Here is a 17,655-nt window from a genome sequence, read left to right as displayed (position 1 = left end):
GGAGTTTGCAGACAATGGCTTGCCATTGATATAGCCCACTATAACTACACGCTCCGCTTACGTAGTTGTGGGCTCTCCCGAGGGGATTAGGGTTTTACCCTAATGACCCACTCAGGGCGTTTCTCCCCTGAGAACCCAGAGCAAAGAGTGACCCTCTCTTTGCAATCTCCGCTTATGGGTTGCACCCCTAAGAACCCCATGCGTTTACGGACAGCGGAAAAGCAAACAATAAAGTACAAACCAAAAAACAAGTATCTATGGCAACAAAATCAAGCATACATATCAAGCCCTGCAACATCGCATCGAGCGAGGCTCACAACAGGAGGACTGCCGAATACATGCGCCACATCGGAGAGTCCAGAATCTATGTCGTTCCTGAACTATCCACCGATAACGAACAGTGGATAAATCCCGACTTCGGCAGTCCGGATTTGCGGATGCATTATGACAATATCAGACAGATGGTAAAGGAAAAGACCGGACGTGCCATGCAGGAAAAGGAGCGTGAACGCAAAGGCAAGAACGGTAAAATAGTCAAGATTGCGGGATGCTCCCCCATACGTGAAGGAGTGCTGCTTGTCAGGTCGGACACCACACTGGCAGACGTGCGTAAATTCGGTGAGGAGTGTCAAAGACGCTGGGGAATCACACCGCTGCAAATCTTCCTGCACAAGGATGAAGGGCATTGGCTGAACGGTCAGCCGGAAGCGGAAGACAGGGAAAGCTTCAAAGTCGGGGACAGATGGTTCAAGCCGAACTATCATGCCCATATCGTTTTCGACTGGATGAACCACGAAACAGGAAAGAGCCGAAAGCTCAATGACGATGACATGATGCAGATGCAGACCCTTGCATCCGACATCCTGCTGATGGAACGCGGGCAGTCAAAGGCTGTCACTGGTAAGGAGCATCTGGAACGGAACGACTTTATCATTGAGAAGCAGAAAGCTGAACTGCAACGCATGGATGCAGCCAAACGGCACAAAGAAGAACAGATAAATCTTGCCGAGCAGGAACTGAAACAGGTGAAATCAGAAATACGCACTGACAAGTTAAAGAAGACAGCCACCACGGCAGCGACAGCCATAACTAGTGGAGTTGCTTCTCTTTTCGGGAGTGGAAAACTGAAAGAACTGGAACGTGCCAACGAAAAACTGCAAGACGAGGTTTCAAAACGGAACACCAATATTGAAAAATTGCAGAGCCAAGTACAGCAGATGCAGAAACAGCATGATACGCAAATCCACAATCTCAGAGAAATGCACAGGCAGGAACTTGACATGAAAGAAAAAGAACTGTCACGGCTCGCCAGAATCATAGACAAGGCTTTCAGGTGGTTTCCGATGTTCAGGGAAATGCTGCGCATGGAAAAGTTTTGTGCCATGCTGGGATTCTCTAAAGAAATGACTGAAAGTCTTATAGTCAAAAAAGAAGCCCTGAAATGTAGCGGTAAAATCTATTCCGAGCAACACAGGCGGAACTTTGATATAAAGGATGATATTTTAAGGGTGGAAAATGACCCTGACGATGAAAGCAGGCTGAACCTGACAATAAACAGGAAGCCGATTGCCGACTGGTTCAGGGAGCAATGGCACAGGCTTAGATATGGAGCAAGAGTGCCGCAACAGGAAGAAAGAAAAAGTAGAGGATTCAAATTATAATAGAAGCAATTTGATTAGTAATCTAAAAGCACTCCGATAACGATTAGAGTGCTTTTAGATTGTTTATCATTAATTATCAAAGCAAGTGCAGTTTAAGATTTTACTGAAGTTTGCATTAATAAAGAATATACTACAGCTGATATATGCGCAACATATTGTGACGCTTGTGATTCATTTCCCTTGAAATCCTTAACAAATACCGCTAAGGTATAACTGATATTATTAGGCAGACATATATAGGCAACATCATTGTGAGCTGCAAGAACACCATTTTCATTAACATCACCTGAACCTGTCTTATGCGCTATAACAACCCCTTCTTTATCAAGAAGTGGAGCTGCTATCCTATCTACACCTGTTTTGCATTCTTTTAACGTATTCTTAATGAAACTTTGTTTCTCATCATCGATAAGACCTTCAGTAAACAAACGATTCATCAACATTGCAGCACCAAGAGGAGATGTATAGTTAGAGTAAGCCTTGTTATGGTCAGCCGACATTTCCTCTTCCGTATAAGCTATCTGAAAACTTGAACGAGGAATGAGTGTGGCTATAAAACTATCTGTTTGAGCGACATTAACCATATCCTTAAACATAAGGTTGCTTGCATTGTTGTCACTCTGAGTAAGAGTATAACGCAGCAAATCTCTCACTGTCAATGATATGACTGGCCCTGAATAATCTTTCAGCATAGGACTCCAAGTCTTTGGGTCAAGTTTATCCCTATTTATATTTACTAAGGTATCAAGTGAAATTCCTTTATTGTCAAAGTCATTACAAAGAGCTAATGCCTGATGAACCTTAAACACACTCATCATAGGATAAACACTCTTATTATTGACCTTAACCGTATCTCTGTTATTAACAATAACCGCCACACCAATTTCGCCAGGACAAGCTGAGACAATTTGAGAAATGCTATCAGTCAAAACATTTGTTAAAGGAGGATTTGCGCTATCTTTTGTCGCTGATTTATGGAACAATGAAAATACCAAGATGAAAATGCAAACTAAAGCTATACTCAAAACTACGATTTGTTTTTTTCTGTTTTTTTCCATGTTTATATTATTTATGGTGAGTTCTATCAATTCAATTTATCCTCTTGTATCAGACAGCAGAACTCTTTAACTGCCCAATTTGTGAGCTTTAGTCTTGCAAATTTAGCGAATATTTTCTACCCCCCCCCCCCGATTTTTACAATAATTAACTTGTGTTTGTTGTAAAAATTGGATGTGCAGGCATAATTCACCCCAACAACTCAGGTTTCAGCCTGATTATTTGCGTGTAACGACTGATGTTATACACAAGACTGGTGAATGCTACATTGGCTTTAGCACGAATAAGCCCTACTGTACGCACCACAAGTCCACGCATGGTTTGTTCCTCAAACCCGAATACATGCTCGACAAGGCAACGTGTCTTGGATTTTTTCCTATTGTCTGATTTCTGCTCCTTGGTAAGCGGACGGTTACGGTAGCCCTTTTCGCAAATTATCGGATTCATCTTATGCTGCTTTACAATCTCCTCTTGTCCGACATAACCGGCGTCCAAATACAAGTCCTTGCCTTCGTCTTTTTCATCCAGCAGTCCTTCAAAGCCTTTGGAATCATGCACTTCTGCCGACGTGGTATCATAAGAAAGTATGATCTTATTGCGTTTCTCAACTTTAGTATGCTGCTTGTAGCCGTAAAAAGTCTCATCACGCTTCTTTGTCCAGCGGGCATCTACATCCTTGTGGCACTTCTTGTGGGGATTGTCATTCCACAACTTATCACCCGCTCCCTGTTTTATCTGCTCATTTTCATCACGGGTGTTACGTTGGCGAGGGGCAATAACAAAACTGGCATCAATGATGCGACCCTCATTGAATTGCAGACCCTTACTTTCCATGAAACTATGAAATTCCGAAAAAAGCTTGTCATAAACGCCTGTATTTGTCAGGAGTTCGCGATACTTCCACACCGTCTTCTCGTCAGGAACATCGTCAACACATTCAATACCAAGAAACTTGCGGAAACTCGTACGGTCAACTATCTGATACTCTATCTGATGGTCACTCAAACCATAATAACGCTGAAGAAACAAGACCTTGAACATCAGCACACAGTCTATCGGCGGACGACCGGCATTACTTTTGCGCTCTCCGGTAAAAAGGGCTGATTCAAGAGTAGGACGAAAGATCTCAAAATCAACATACTGAGACAACACTTCAAGAGGATTGCCCATTTCATTCAAACGCAATTCACGATTCTCTGACTCAAATAGTTGATTATAACGAAGCTTACGGTATCGGGATAACTTGTTCATTATAAAATTCTTATTTTCTGCAAATTTACGCTCTTGGAACCATATAAACAACTGTACTACAATATTTTAATTTATAGAACTCCTCTTATATTTGTTTGACGAGAATATCTTTATTTGCCGACAAAGGTACATAACTTTACGGAAAAATATGTTTCTAAAATATATAAATAGACAGCTGTGGGGAAAATGTGGGGAAAAATTAGATAATTAAAAAGGCTAAATGACTGGAAATAATCACTTAGCCTTTTAATCCGTACCCAGACCCGTACTTCGTAATTGCTGCGCCCATCATTCAAGACTGTCAAATCGGGTCTTTCCTGTCAAGCCAATGATGCCTATGCGTATGCCAAACACATGGATTACGGATTTCTCGTTCCGTGAACAAACACTTTATCCGCAACTCTGCTATGTGGTGTATTGGCTTAACTCCATTTCTATGGGCAACACTTTTGTTGCAGATTTCAAGCAGCTTTTATCGAAATACCCATCAGTAAGAACTCGTTTATTAGGCTTTCCTCATAATTGGGAACAAGAGCCTTTGTGGAGATAAAATAATTGCCCTGTTTCTTAAAAAGCACTGGGGCAAACCAGCTCCGTCTTTAATTGTTTCCAATAAATGGATTGTTTCAAGCCCCTATAGAAAGAGAACAAAAATTCCTGTGTGAAAATTAATCTACGACAAGGAGCAAGCAAGGAGCAATATCAAACAAAAATCAATACCTTTGCAGTACATATGAGATAGACCAAAACAAAAGTGGAATATCGGAAACGAATAGCAAGGAAAAGAGAAGAAACGACCCAAGTTGATGTCCTTTTTGAGTTAATAATCAATAAAAGCGTTAAATCTTCACCTTTTAGAATGTGCAATTAAAAATAACAACCATATTTCTGACTTATTATCTATAAAATATTGAGTAATAATCGGTTGTAAATACATTTATTGTAAGTTTCTCAAATAGTCTTTTTGTTAGAATAAAAATTGAGACGCTGATGAACAAATTCGAGATAGAGCAGTATGCTATAATCTTATCCATCGAGATGCCAAAAGCTAAAAGTATCAATACGAGTATACAACCAGAGCACATCAGAATAATAGGAAATAACTTACCTACTTCAAACCTGCGAAGATATGCGCCAACTAATATATATCCGAAATATCCATAGAAACTTATGAGTGCCGTAATGGGGTTTGTAAACAACATACCGTTGTGGTCGGTTTTAAATGTAAGGAACTCATCAAAGAAATTTCCATTAAATATTAAAGTCAAGGACCAGATTAGTATATATAGTTGGAGCTCTTGCTTTGTGGCATTACTTATAAAACTAGATCCCATTGGAATTAGTAAAGTAATACCAATGAGTGCATATAAGTACCATAAATGAGGAGCTTGAGTTGCATGAGCCAAATCATATATCATTGATTTTGGGCTGCTAAAACACAGTGTGTATATCACAAGCCAGATAATTAATGGGTAAATTATTCTTGTAAGTCGTTTTTTGAAGAATGTAAAAGTGTTGTCTTTTATGGGAAAAGAAAAATAACCGCTGATAATAAAAAACAATGGTACGGCCAACCGGCCTATGACGAAACAAGCATTAAGGCAATAATTGCCCAAAATACTGACTTTCCCCCCCCCTGAAATGAACTCATAAATCTGATAGCGAGAGTGATAAAGTATAACAAGGATGCAGGCTAATAACCTAAGGATTTCTATAAATATTTCTTTTTTTCTTTCCATTTAATTTTGTATAATGATTTAACGTAATCTTTTCATCTCATTCTTTCTAGTTCTAATATCAATTTGCTCAATATCCTCCTCTCCAATAAGCGGATTGCCATTCTGTACCTCAATAAAAGGGTGAGAGTAAAACCCTTTATGGCATGAAAATGTTCAGCGGGAATAACAATCAAGTCGCCTGCTTTTTTTGTGCTTTACCGTTTATTACGAAAAAGTCTGCACTTCGCTAAATGTCCAGACGTTACTTAAGGTAGTGGTGGTAAATTTGATAAGAAATGGCCTTGCCTGGTTTTAGAGCGATACTCTTGGTGAGTTGATGCTACTTATTTTTGTAGATAGAGTCATCAAGCACACGATGTTCTAGAGACGTTCTTTATACGTAGCTAGTTAGGTTTTCTGCCGTTTTTTTGATTTCTTCCGAATATTCTTTACTGCACACTAGGATTCCATTGGGGCTTGCTGCAACAACAACATCCTTGATCCCTTCAACGTAGATGGGGCACTGAAGCTCGTTAATGATATGTGTATTCTCACAATGTGGGCCCATGATGGCATTGCCAATAATGTGGTGTTTGAGTTCTTCGGAGAGAGAGTTCCATGTTCCAAGGTCTTTCCACTGACCAGAAAAAGGAACGACAGCAATGTCTTGAGCTTTCTCGGCTACTTCGTAATCAAATGATATTTTGGGAAATTCTTGATAGCGGTTTCTTATGTCTTCAAAACAGTTACTTTGAATGTGCTTGTGAATTATATCCATCATGTAGCCAAGGCGGAAGGCGAAAACTCCACCATTCCAAAGAGCGTTTTGCTTGAGGAGTTCCTTGACAACTTTGGTAGATGGTTTCTCTGTAAATCTCGATACCTTTAGAAATTCCTTTGATTCTTCTATAACTTCCTCTTGTGGGATTATATAACCATATTTTTCGCTTGGGTATGTAGGCTTTATTCCCATCAATACCAAATCTGCGACATTTTGCTCTACGCACTCAATCATCTTGGCGATAGCTCGGAAATAACCTGCATCTGTATAAGGATCACATGGCATGATGACTATTACCTCATCGTTATTACAGCCTTTAGAGAATTTGAGGTAGCTTGTAGCGAGGGCAACTGCCGGAAAGGTGTCACGACGTTCTGGTTCGGTTACTATTGAGATTGTATCACCTAATTGCTGGGTGATGATATCAATTTGACTGGCGTTTGTTGCTATGGTGATTGCATTGATTTGCATTATTTCCTTTGCCTGTCGCACTACTCGTTGAACCATAGATTCCATAGTACCGTCCTCCTTCTCAATAAGAGGTAAGAATTGTTTGCTACGAACATTGTCTGAAAGAGGCCATAGCCGCTTGCCGCTGCCGCCGGAGAGTAATACTAATTGCATATATTAAATTGGGCATTCGTTTAATGTTGATTGGGTGTTTTTTATTCTTACAAAGAATATATTTACACTATGATAGTTAAAGTAAGAGCCCTAAGAATTTGAAAGATTTTCTGCGAGATTTTTAATTAATCATATTGTATTTATTTTGAAGTGCGTGAGAGTATTGAACTCTGACTTTCGCCCACCTGTGCACGCACTTAGCCATATTGCCTAAATTATTTCCTCTTCACCTCGGAAGTGTACGTTGAGTTCATGGAGAGGTGCAAGAAGAACACCGAGAGGGGTCCCTTGGGTCATCTTTGCGAATGCATTAACATCTTTAGGGAAACATTTGCCTCCGTAGCCGAACTTACCATCAGGACCGGGAACATAGGTGTGTGTGTCGTTGATGTACCCAGAAAGGAGTACGCCGGTATGAACTGTACGCCAATCGGCACCCATTTTCTCACAGTATTCACGACAAGCGTTAAAGTAGGTCACTTTGTATGCTCCAAACACATTGTGCATATATTTCGTGAGTTCTGCCTCAAGAGGGGTCATAACGGTAAACTTCTTACCTATGAAAATCTTTGTTAAGAGCTCTAAAGCTCCAGTGAAGACCATGGTCTGTTTTTTGAAGTCCTCGATGTGAGTGCGTTCGGTAAGGAACTCTGGCATGTAGTGTACGTGATGACCTGTTTCCTTTGAGAGCAGTTCACTACTACCTGGAAGGATAGTGGTACGCACGAAGACTGGTACGTCCGGGAGCGCAGAGATGAGTTCTTTCATGAGGGAGAGGTCTTGTGTTCCATCGTCCTCAGTACGGACATGAATCTGCAGAAACGCAATGTCTATGTCTTTCATGTCATCATGGTATCCCTTGGCTGGATCGCTGATGAATAATTTACATTCAGGATTATTGTGTTCCAACCAATCTTTCAGGGCTCCGCCAACGAAGCCGCATCCGATAATTCCAACGTTGATCATAGTTGTGATTTTTTATTATTGTTTGTGGATCTTGGTTTATGGATAAAGTCCTACTATCTTGTAGCAAGAGAGCAATCTGTGAGGTTTGCCTATATCCTATGATTATATTGTACTCATCTCTATAGACATCTGTAAGATTGTGTTTTGCAGTGTCATTTCCTCCACACCATCTTGTTCACTACGCCAACGTAGCTCTGGATGATTTTCACCACCTTGGTGGAGACATTTTCATCCGTGTAGTCAGGAACCGGGGTGCCGTAGTCGCCGTTCTTGACAAGTTCTACTGCAGTGTCGACGGATTGGAGAAGTCCTTTGGTGTCGATGCCGGAGAGAATAAAGCCTGCCTTGTCGAGAGACTCGGGACGTTCGGTCGAGGTACGGATGCAAACTGCCGGAAAAGGATGTCCTACGCTGGTGAAGAAAGAACTCTCCTCGGGAAGGGTGCCGGAATCGGAAACGACAGCGAATGCGTTCATCTGAAGGCAATTGTAGTCGTGGAATCCGAGCGGCTGCTGGACCTGTACTCGCGGATCAAGCTTGAACCCTGTAGCCTCAAGGCGGTGACGGCTCCGGGGATGGCAGCTGTAGAGAATCGGCATGTCATACTTTTCGGCCATTGCGTTGATCGCATTGAAAAGGCTGAAGAAATTCTTCTCCGTGTCGATGTTCTCTTCGCGGTGAGCGCTCAACAGGATGTAGTGCCCCTTCTTGAGTCCGAGTCTCTCGTGTACATCGGATGCCTCGATCTCGGTAAGGTTCTGATGGAGCACCTCGGCCATGGGTGAACCGGTGACGTATGTACGCTCACGGGGAAGTCCGCATTCAGCAAGGTATCTTCTTGCATGCTCGGAGTAGGCGAGATTGACGTCCGAGATGATGTCCACGATACGGCGGTTCGTCTCCTCCGGAAGGCATTCGTCTTTGCAGCGGTTGCCGGCCTCCATGTGGAAAATCGGAATGTGGAGCCGTTTTGCCCCGATGACACTCAAACAACTGTTGGTGTCGCCAAGAACGAGTACGGCATCCGGTTTGGTTGCAGCGAAAAGCTTGTAGCTGCAGTTGATGATGTTGCCGCAGGTCGCACCGAGGTCATCTCCGACTGCATCCATGTAGACCTCCGGTTCGGCGAGTTTCAGGTCGCGGAAGAAGATACCGTTGAGGTTGTAGTCGTAGTTCTGTCCGGTATGGGCCAGAATCACATCGAAATATTTGCGGCATTTGGAGATGACAGCAGCAAGCCGGATGATCTCCGGACGGGTGCCGACGATGATGCAGAGTTTGATTTTGCCGTTATTTTGCCAGTGAATGTCACTGTAATCGAATTTCGGAGTTTTAGTTTCCATAGATCGTTTTGATTATTCAGCCATCTTGCGGCTTTTATTCGCTTGCTACGGGGTCGAAGAAAGTATCCGGCCGCTCCGGGTTGAAAACCTCGTTGCAGTACATGACAGTTACAAGATCCTGAATCTTGGAGAGGTTTATGATGTTGTGCGTATATCCGGGCAGCATGATGACGCTCTGAATCTTGTCGCCCGAGACTTCGAACTCGATGACCTCGTCCGTACCCTCTTTCCGCTGCTGGATCAGGCCGTGGCCGGAAACAACGATGAACTGCTCCCATTTGGTGTGGTGCCAGTGCTGACCTTTGGTGATACCCGGTTTGCTGATATTGATACTTACCTGTCCGCAGTTGAGTGTGCGAACCAGCTCGGTAAAGGAGCCACGGTCGTCGCAGTTCATCTTCAGGTCAAAAATGGCCTTGTCCTTGGGAAGGTAGCTCAGATAGGTGCTGTAGAGTCTCTTGGCAAAGCTGTCGGCCGGAATCTCGGGGATCATCAGCGTCTTCGGCATGTCGTGGAACTGGTGCAGAAGGTCGACGATTTCGCCCAGCGTAGCCTTGTGAGTGACGGGGCAGTAGCAGTAACGTCCTTCAGCCGAGGGCAATACGGTCAGTCCTTCGAACTCGCAGTGGTGCTCCTGGCCTTTCAGCGCGGCGATCATCTCTTCAACAAGGTCGTCGATGTAAAGGACCTCGAGCTCCACTTTTGGATCGTTGACCGTGATGGGCAGCTCGTTGGCGATGTTGTTGCAGAACGTGGCGATGGCGCTGTTGTAGTTGGGGCGGCACCATTTCCCGTAGAGATTGGGGAACCGGTAAACAAGAACTTTTACGCCGTTTTCCTCGCCATATTGGAGGAAGAGATCTTCGCCCGCCTTCTTGCTGCGCCCGTATTCGCTGTTGCCGAAACGACCGGTAAGAGAGGCCTGGGCCGAACTCGAGAGCATGACTGGGGCCTTGTTCCCATGCTTCTTCAGCGTGTCCAGAAGCGTTGAGGCAAAGCCGAAGTTGCCGGTCATGAACTCTTCGGGGTTCTGAGGCCGGTTCACACCCGCAAGGTTGAATACAAAATCGCATTCGGAGCACCAGGCATCCAGCTGCTCCATGGTGCTGTCCAGGTCATACTCAAAGACCTCATCGATCTGAAGGTCTCCGTAGTACTTGGCCTTGCCTGTTTTGATGTTATTAAGTTGGGAGCAAAGGTTCCGACCAACGAAACCCTTTGCTCCGGTTACCAGAATTTTCATCTGTTATTCGCTTCTATAGTCGCGGGACTTTGCTTTGGGCTGCAGACCGAGGTCTTCGCGGATGAAATTGAGCTTGAGGAGCAGCGCCTTCATGCCTTCGACATCGAGTCGCTTGGTGTTGTGGCTGTGATAGTCCTCCATGCGGCTGATGGCATCGTCGCCTTCCGTGAAGAATTTGTCGTAGTTCAGGTCACGGGCGTCGCAGGGAATGCGGAAGTAGTTGCCGCAATCTTCCGAACGAAGCATCTCTTCACGCGTAACAAGCGTTTCATAGAGTTTCTCACCGTGACGGGTGCCGATGATTTTCACCTCGGTCTCTCCGTATTTGGGATTCACCTTGGCGTAAACCTGCTTGAGGGCCTCTGCAAGCACGTCGAGGGTTGCGGCCGGGGCTTTCTGAACGAAGAGATCGCCGTTGTTGCCATGCTCAAAGGCATACATGACAAGATCGACAGCATCATCAAGCGTCATCATGAAGCGGGTCATGTTGGGATCCGTGATGGTGATCGGCTTGCCCTCTATCATCTGCTCAACCCAAAGCGGAATCACGGAACCACGGCTGGCCATTACGTTTCCATAGCGGGTGCAGCAGATGGTGGTCTTTGCATCCGGCCCCAGTGCACGCCCCTGGGCAATGGCAACCTTCTCCATCATGGCCTTGGAGATACCCATGGCGTTGATTGGGTAGGCTGCTTTGTCCGTAGAGAGGACGACGACATTCTTAACACCATGAGCTATAGCGGAGAGAAGTACATTGTTGGTGCCTTCTACATTCGTACGCACAGCCTCCATCGGATAGAATTCGCAAGAGGGTACCTGCTTCAGTGCGGCCGCCGAGAAGACATAATCGACTCCGTTCATTGCAAAATCTATAGCCTCACGGTTGCGTACATTTCCAATATAGAATTTTACTTTGTTCGAAACGTCCGGACGATTAGCCTGAAGGAAGTGGCGCATGTCATCCTGTTTCTTCTCGTCGCGGGAGAAGATACGAATTTCCCGGATGTCAGAGTCGAGAAAACGACGCAGAACTGCGTTGCCGAAACTTCCCGTACCGCCTGTGATTAACAGGACTTTGTCTTTGAAAATGCTCATAATATCTATATGTATTATAATTATTTTTTACTGTAGAGTTTTTTGCTCCGAGTCTTGAGACCGCATTAAGTCGGCGCACAAGACGCCAATTCGAGTTTATTTTGGAGGGGCTATTTTGTTTCTTTGTCGAATTCCTCAAATCGCGAGTTCTTGGATTTGAACTCGGGGACGATCTTCTTCATCAGGCGAACCATATCCGGAATGATGACGGCACGCGAAAGCTCCTCCAGCTCTTGTGCACCCTTGAGGGCATCGATATAGTCGTACTCGCGGACCTTGGCGATGCGGATGCGGTCGTGCGATGTCGGAAGCGTGTTCTCCGTGTTCGACAGCACCTCTTCGTAGAGTTTCTCGCCCGGGCGTAATCCCGTGTATTCGATCTTGATGTCCTTGTCGACCTCCAGACCGGCCAGTTCGATCATGCGCTTGGCCAGATGGGCGATCTTCACTGACTTACCCATGTCGAAGACAAAGATCTGGGTGCCCGTCGACATCGTGGCGGCCTCCATCACCAGACGGCAGGCCTCCGGAATCGTCATGAAGAAGCGCGTGATGTCGGGGTGCGTCACCGTAACCGGACCGCCCTTGGCGATCTGCTCGCGGAAGCGCGGGATCACCGAGCCGTTCGAGCCCAGCACGTTGCCGAAACGCGTCGTGACGAACTTCGTTTTGCCCTTCACCTTGCCGGCTTCGATGGCCAGACCGAGCGACTGCACGTAGATCTCGGCCAGACGTTTCGTACAGCCCATGATGTTGGTCGGGTTGACGGCCTTGTCCGTCGAGATCATGACCATCTTCTCGACGTCGTATTCGATACACTTGTCGGCCACGTTACGCGAACCGGCGACGTTGGCCAGCACGGCTTCGCAGGGGTTCTCCTCCATCAGCGGCACGTGCTTGTAGGCTGCCGCGTGGAAGACCACCTGCGGGCGGTAGGTGCGGAAGGCGAAGTCCAGACGCGGGATCATGCGCACGTCGCCGATTACGGGGATGAACTTCAGATTGGGGAAGCGGTCCTCCAGCTCGAGGCGGATGTTGTGCATCGGCGTCTCGGAGTTGTCGAACAGCACGAGTTCCTTGACTCCGAACGTCGCCAGCTGGCGGCACAACTCCGAACCGATGGACCCCGCCGCGCCCGTAACCAGGATCGTCTTGCCGCGGAAGTTGGCGATGATCTCGTTCATCGAGATCTTGATCTCTTCACGTCCCAGCAGGTCCTCGATCCTGATCTCGCGGATTGCCTGACGCTGCACCTTGCCGTCGACCACCTCGTCGATCGAGGGAGCGATCAGCACCTTGAGGTTGCAGTCCGTACAATAATGGATTAGGCGCTCCTGCTCTTCGCGAGCCTCATGGACGTGGGCGAAGAGAATGGCGTCAATATCCTTGCAGTTGTGCAGGTACTTGACATTCTCTTCGGTCTCGAAGTAGTAGACCGGGAGATCGGCCAGCATATGATTCTTCAGTGTTTTGCCGTAGGTCAGGAAACCGACGACCTGATACTCTTGAGAATTTTGGAGTTGGGTCACCAACGAAACGCCCTTGTCGCCGGTTCCGTAGATCAGGATCCGCTGGCATTTGCAATGCCTTTGACGGCTGTCTTTGAGCCAGTCATAGACGACAACCATGGCAACGCGCATAATCACCAGTCCTGAAAGGCTCAACAATATGTCAAACAACAGAGTGATCCAGATCGCTGGAAATGTCGGGCCAGCGACACCCAAAGCCAATATAACTGCGATCCCAATTCCCTTGAAAACAACGGCGACACTCAAACGGCCCAAACCCCGCAAGGTGGCGTGACGGATGATTGATTTGTGGGTTTGGAGCAACACGAACGCGATCCAGGAAAAGACAACGGATCCTCCGAGCCACCAGCCGATTGTTTTCCAGATAAGGGCTTCAGCACCCAAAAGAATGCTTGCAACTAACAGCGAGATGATAGAGGCCCCGACCGAAACCAACAGGTCCAATGCAAAAATCAACCGTGAACTGATATAACGATCCAGTCGCAGTTTTTCAATTAAACGATACATGATTTGATGTATGAATATTTTATTTGTTTGAAATTCGAAGACCGAAAACGGCCTGCTCGGATCTCGAATCCATGCCCCCCTCTCCTCCGTGGCCAAACTGACGGTCGAAATCGGCCAAGAGGCGAATCAGCTGTGCCTTGCTCTTTTTGAGTGATTCTTCCGTGAGCCAAGGATCAATCAAGGCGTGTGCTTGGTCGCATGTGACTACTTTGGCCTCAATTTCCGCAAAACGATACGAACATCGGGAATCGTAAAGAATTACAAAAACTCTTTCACCGCGTGTTCATGCCATGCACGATACTCTGCGGCGGAGAATTCTGCCGCCAGCAGTTTCTTGTAATCGTGCTTGTCACAAACCGGAATATGCTGCTGGATGTAAGCCCGCAACTCGCTGTCGGGAATGCTGACCATCACCACCGGAAAAGGATAGTCCTTATGGCTGAACAAGGTGGTTTCTCCTTTCCGGAAGAGCCGCTCCAACTGGAAGGCCGACTCTTCGAAAGCATGCCAATAGTCTTCCGTCCCGTATAGCCGGATGTATCTTTTGTTGTCCTGTTCCTTGCGGAGTATCTCGATCATACGGGTCTCGACCAGACGTTTCAATGACATCCACGCAGGCTCGACATTCGGTTTGCCGTTCATAGTTTTCTAATTCGATTGTATCTGCTTTGCTTGACGGATGACCTGCAATCAGGAAATAACCTCGATCAAGTCGGGATGCACCTCTGCGGCAACAGCCATGACACCTTCCAGCAGGACGACGACCCGGCGGTTTCTTTTGCCCTGCACCTGCATGAATACACCCGTTACTCCATTGAGCTTACCTCCGTGGATGCGCACCCGGCATCCTTTTCGAAGGTCGAGTTCATCCGGATTGTAGTAGGAGATATTTTCTCCGTATTGGGAGGAAACCTTGATAAAACTCTCCATCTGGTCATCTGGAACAACAAGATATTCCAAACCCGTACTTTTCTCCCACATCACGAATTGCAGGAAATTGTAGCGTTTCTTGAATTCAGTGATCTGCGTGCGGCTGGCATGTACGAATACGAGATTCGGAATGACCGGAACAAGGCGTTTCGATTTCACTCCGTGATAGACTCTTACGGCATAACATTTCGGAATAAAATATTCCAAACCATCTTTACCTTTGAGTTTCTCCTCCGCTCTTTTTTCACTTTTGTAGGCCCGCATGACGAACCAGCGGGCGGTCGTGACTTCTTCTGTATTGGGCGAGGCGATATCCATACATACTTATGCCCGTTTTTTCAATCAGGGCACATATCTTTAGTTCATGCCAAATTGCATATTGACATGTATTACAGTCGTTTATATTTATCTCTGCCGGAATAATCATTCATTTATTCCGCAAATCCGCAAAAAATATTCTACTTATTTTACGCTCTTTCTCTCTGTAAGAGAAAGAGTGATGGATGTAATTGGTTATAACGATCTGGGAAACAAGCGGAAATTACACTCAAAAGACTGTTCATTTGAGCAACATTTGTTGGGCAGAAACCTTTTGGCAAGTCCGGCAGACGAAAATTCCATCTGTTTTAGGTCGTTATTTCCATTAAATTGCATAACTTTGCATCCGTTAATATTTCTCTTACAGAGAGAAGTAGTCTGTTGCACAACAATTTATCTTTCGCCTCTCCCTACCGATCAGTTGGAATCGTTCATCGAAAACGCCGCTCCGCTCCGTTCTTACCGATTACAGGCTGCTTACGATTTCCTTTGGTGGATCCCATTAACGATATATCTCTTTGCAAGAGAAATGGCAGAGCGAAAAATATTTTATTATTAACATCTTACATCAGCCAAAGCCTGGATTTGCACAACAAATCACTGCATCTGCTTAACATTTATTGAACTGGAAAGAGGTCGATAATTCTATTTTTCATCGGATTCTATTGCTGTATCCCATATTTTTCATAACTTTGTAACGATGTACTATTTCTCTTGCAAAGAGAACTTGTATTTGTCGATTAAAATCCCCCGGTTTATTCCGAAGACTTATTCGTAGCTTATTTATCCAACTATCAATATGCGATAGCCGACTTCTGCAAAAAAAGGAATCTACAAACGGCTCAATTCGACAAAAAGAGCATCTCCTTCAAGAGATATATCTTTTGAAGGAGATTTTTGATACTATTCCCAAAGTAAGCCCCTTTAATGTTTACAGGGCTTTCAGAATTCGGCTGTTCGCCTTGTCCACGGAGGTGGTGTCCAAAGAGGCGAGATAGATCCGCGTGGTCTTCTCCGAATCGTGCCCCATTGCTTCGCTGATAATCGCAAGCGGAATGTTTCTGCTCCTGGCGATGGATGCCCATCCGTGGCGGGCGACGTAACTGGTCAGGGGAACGGTCAGTCCCAATTTCTCGCCCAGTTTCTTCAACTTATCGTTTACCAGATGCGCGGCGTTCTTATACTGCCGGCGAATGTCGGCATTCATGTCCCGGATTATCGGCAGCAGATAAGGAGTCCCGTTCGTATTGTATTTGTCGACGATTTCCTGCATGGGTTTCTCCCATTTGACGAACAATTGCTGCCCCGTCTTCTGTCTGCGGTAGGAAAGAGTTCCGCCTTGCAGATCTTTCTTTTTCAAGTAAGCCATGTCGATAAAGGACATCCCCCGGGTGTAGAATGAAAACATGAAGATGTCGCGTGCAAAATCCATCGTCGGAAACAGTGTCAGGTCCAGATCTCGGATCTGACGAATAACTTTCAAGGGTACGGCCCGTTTAATGGTTTTGTCTATGCCCGTGTAAACATACTTGAACGGCTCGCGCTGTACGGTCATTCCTTTTTCAACGGCCCGGTTGTAAATGGCCCGCAGTCCCCGCATGTAGTAGGAAGAGGTATTCGGACATACGCCTCTCGACTTGAGATAAGTTTCGTACTCGACCATTAGGTCGGAATCCACTTCTTCCCAAAGTAGCTCGTTTTCCCTGTGAAAACGTCCGAAACTATTCATGACTGTCACATACCGCTCGGCAGTGTGCGTTTTACCTACTTGTCTCAACTGTCCAATAAGCATCCGGGTAAAAGTGAAAAAATCCTCTCGATTCGAGGGTGTAAGATACAATTTCACCACATCCTCGGCGGTGTAACTTTCGCCGGCACGATCCAACCGGGCGACAAGACACTCCAAGCGGGCTTTGTCTTCCGCAATTCGGCTCTTCAATGTCGCAAGATAAGCGTGTCGCTTGTCTTCGCTGTTCAATAAAAGCCCTCCCGCATACAGCCCGTCCCATTCCGACGGAAACAGTTTATAACCGGTGCTGATTTGCCGGGTTACGCGGTTATGGATTATCTGATAAAACAGTCGGCCTTCACGATCCGCAACGGACGAGGCCCGGAATTTTACTTTTACGGTTGCCATACGTTTGTTGTTGTTAAAGTTGACGGGCCAAGGTAACGAGCAAGCGTGCAATTCTATATTTGACTTTGATAACGCTGTCGGCCGAACAATCTATCAGAGCGGGTTACTGTATGAGGAGCGTCATTAACATGACGGCAGAAGTATAAATACCGTCAGGCATATTCATTGAAGACCGTATCTTCGGTTTCTGAAACTGGAAATAAAAGTCGTTCAAACGGGCGACGAACCGTGTCTTCGAGAGGGTGCGTTTAATGACGACGAACTCCTCGCCGAAGATGCGTTTGACGATAAAACAGCTGCGGTTTTGCTCCGATCCGGCTTTGCAGAACAACCCGTTGAAGCGGCTGTTCAGCTCTTCATTGAGCCGGAAAGAGTATTTGTAACTCGCAGTTTCAGGCTTCCGGGGCCGGGTTGGTTCCCGGTGCAATATTACAACCGTCTCGGGGCTGTCCCGTCCTGAAAAAGGTTTACAGTGATTGATAATTAAAGATAAACA

The 17,655-nt window shown here is 45.9% G+C and carries 14 protein-coding genes; 1 reads left to right on the top strand and 13 read right to left on the bottom strand.

The window, feature by feature from the left end; genetic code table 11:
• Positions 1-257 precede the first annotated feature (257 nt).
• Positions 258-1,661, top strand: a complete 1,404-nt coding sequence (locus tag DWW03_RS15865) for a hypothetical protein (protein ID WP_004292734.1) — start codon at positions 258-260, stop codon at positions 1,659-1,661.
• 92 nt (positions 1,662-1,753) lie between these two features.
• Here the strand turns inward: DWW03_RS15865 and DWW03_RS15860 are convergent, their stop codons facing one another.
• The 13 genes from DWW03_RS15860 to DWW03_RS16790 form a co-directional block, all read right to left on the bottom strand.
• Positions 1,754-2,719, bottom strand: a complete 966-nt coding sequence (locus DWW03_RS15860; protein WP_004348227.1) for an extended-spectrum class A beta-lactamase CfxA3 — start codon at positions 2,717-2,719, stop codon at positions 1,754-1,756.
• A gap of 187 nt (positions 2,720-2,906) precedes the next feature.
• The gene (locus DWW03_RS15850) at positions 2,907-3,968 is read right to left on the bottom strand and encodes an IS5-like element IS1169 family transposase (RefSeq protein ID WP_008777670.1); all 1,062 of its coding nucleotides are present in this window, start codon (positions 3,966-3,968) and stop codon (positions 2,907-2,909) included.
• 896 nt (positions 3,969-4,864) lie between these two features.
• The gene (locus tag DWW03_RS17115) at positions 4,865-5,707 is read right to left on the bottom strand and encodes an acyltransferase (protein WP_118407037.1); all 843 of its coding nucleotides are present in this window, start codon (positions 5,705-5,707) and stop codon (positions 4,865-4,867) included.
• Between the two features lie 373 nt (positions 5,708-6,080).
• On the bottom strand, positions 6,081-7,091 hold the full coding sequence (locus tag DWW03_RS15835; protein ID WP_022062397.1) for a sugar phosphate nucleotidyltransferase: 1,011 nt from the start codon (positions 7,089-7,091) through the stop codon (positions 6,081-6,083).
• Between the two features lie 210 nt (positions 7,092-7,301).
• Entirely contained in the window at positions 7,302-8,057 is a 756-nt protein-coding gene (locus tag DWW03_RS15830) for a UDP-glucose/GDP-mannose dehydrogenase family central domain protein (RefSeq protein ID WP_022062396.1), read from the bottom strand.
• Between the two features lie 152 nt (positions 8,058-8,209).
• A complete protein-coding gene (locus tag DWW03_RS15825; protein ID WP_022062395.1) occupies positions 8,210-9,400 on the bottom strand; it encodes a UDP-N-acetyl glucosamine 2-epimerase in 1,191 nt (396 codons plus the stop codon).
• A gap of 34 nt (positions 9,401-9,434) precedes the next feature.
• On the bottom strand, positions 9,435-10,643 hold the full coding sequence (locus tag DWW03_RS15820; protein WP_022062394.1) for an NAD-dependent epimerase/dehydratase family protein: 1,209 nt from the start codon (positions 10,641-10,643) through the stop codon (positions 9,435-9,437).
• Between the two features lie 3 nt (positions 10,644-10,646).
• Positions 10,647-11,738: a polysaccharide biosynthesis protein gene (locus DWW03_RS15815; RefSeq protein ID WP_022062393.1), complete on the bottom strand. Its 1,092-nt coding sequence runs from the start codon at positions 11,736-11,738 to the stop codon at positions 10,647-10,649.
• Between the two features lie 110 nt (positions 11,739-11,848).
• Entirely contained in the window at positions 11,849-13,774 is a 1,926-nt protein-coding gene (locus DWW03_RS15810; protein ID WP_181989638.1) for a polysaccharide biosynthesis protein, read from the bottom strand.
• 258 nt (positions 13,775-14,032) lie between these two features.
• A complete protein-coding gene (locus DWW03_RS15800) occupies positions 14,033-14,416 on the bottom strand; it encodes a hypothetical protein (protein ID WP_022062391.1) in 384 nt (127 codons plus the stop codon).
• 48 nt (positions 14,417-14,464) lie between these two features.
• Positions 14,465-15,022 (bottom strand): UpxY family transcription antiterminator, encoded by a 558-nt coding sequence (locus DWW03_RS15795; RefSeq protein WP_022062390.1) that lies wholly within the window; start codon positions 15,020-15,022, stop codon positions 14,465-14,467.
• A 931-nt stretch (positions 15,023-15,953) separates the two neighbouring features.
• Positions 15,954-17,159, bottom strand: coding sequence for a site-specific integrase (locus DWW03_RS15790; RefSeq protein ID WP_147344334.1), 1,206 nt, complete (start codon positions 17,157-17,159; stop codon positions 15,954-15,956).
• Positions 17,160-17,262: 103 nt separating this feature from the next.
• Positions 17,263-17,586 (bottom strand): hypothetical protein, encoded by a 324-nt coding sequence (locus tag DWW03_RS16790; RefSeq protein ID WP_240046689.1) that lies wholly within the window; start codon positions 17,584-17,586, stop codon positions 17,263-17,265.
• Positions 17,587-17,655 lie beyond the last annotated feature (69 nt).

Origin of the sequence: Alistipes sp. AF14-19 (assembly GCF_003461645.1) — a bacterium.
GTDB classification, from domain to species: Bacteria; Bacteroidota; Bacteroidia; order Bacteroidales; family Rikenellaceae; genus Alistipes; species Alistipes shahii.
This window is presented reverse-complemented; position numbering and strand designations above follow the sequence as displayed.

Excerpts from the sequence above, each read along its gene's own strand:
- DWW03_RS15825 (WP_022062395.1), bottom strand. The coding sequence starts at position 9,400 with ATGGAAACTAAAACTCCGAAATTCGATTACAGTGACATTCACTGGCAA.
- DWW03_RS15835 (WP_022062397.1), bottom strand. The coding sequence starts at position 7,091 with ATGCAATTAGTATTACTCTCCGGCGGCAGCGGCAAGCGGCTATGGCCT.
- DWW03_RS15850 (WP_008777670.1), bottom strand. The coding sequence starts at position 3,968 with ATGAACAAGTTATCCCGATACCGTAAGCTTCGTTATAATCAACTATTT.
- DWW03_RS15820 (WP_022062394.1), bottom strand. The coding sequence starts at position 10,643 with ATGAAAATTCTGGTAACCGGAGCAAAGGGTTTCGTTGGTCGGAACCTT.
- DWW03_RS15865 (WP_004292734.1), top strand. The coding sequence starts at position 258 with ATGGCAACAAAATCAAGCATACATATCAAGCCCTGCAACATCGCATCG.
- DWW03_RS15860 (WP_004348227.1), bottom strand. The coding sequence starts at position 2,719 with ATGGAAAAAAACAGAAAAAAACAAATCGTAGTTTTGAGTATAGCTTTA.
- DWW03_RS15830 (WP_022062396.1), bottom strand. The coding sequence starts at position 8,057 with ATGATCAACGTTGGAATTATCGGATGCGGCTTCGTTGGCGGAGCCCTG.
- DWW03_RS15790 (WP_147344334.1), bottom strand. The coding sequence starts at position 17,159 with ATGGCAACCGTAAAAGTAAAATTCCGGGCCTCGTCCGTTGCGGATCGT.
- DWW03_RS15810 (WP_181989638.1), bottom strand. The coding sequence starts at position 13,774 with ATGTATCGTTTAATTGAAAAACTGCGACTGGATCGTTATATCAGTTCA.
- DWW03_RS15815 (WP_022062393.1), bottom strand. The coding sequence starts at position 11,738 with ATGAGCATTTTCAAAGACAAAGTCCTGTTAATCACAGGCGGTACGGGA.
- DWW03_RS17115 (WP_118407037.1), bottom strand. The coding sequence starts at position 5,707 with ATGGAAAGAAAAAAAGAAATATTTATAGAAATCCTTAGGTTATTAGCC.
- DWW03_RS15795 (WP_022062390.1), bottom strand. The coding sequence starts at position 15,022 with ATGGATATCGCCTCGCCCAATACAGAAGAAGTCACGACCGCCCGCTGG.
- DWW03_RS15800 (WP_022062391.1), bottom strand. The coding sequence starts at position 14,416 with ATGAACGGCAAACCGAATGTCGAGCCTGCGTGGATGTCATTGAAACGT.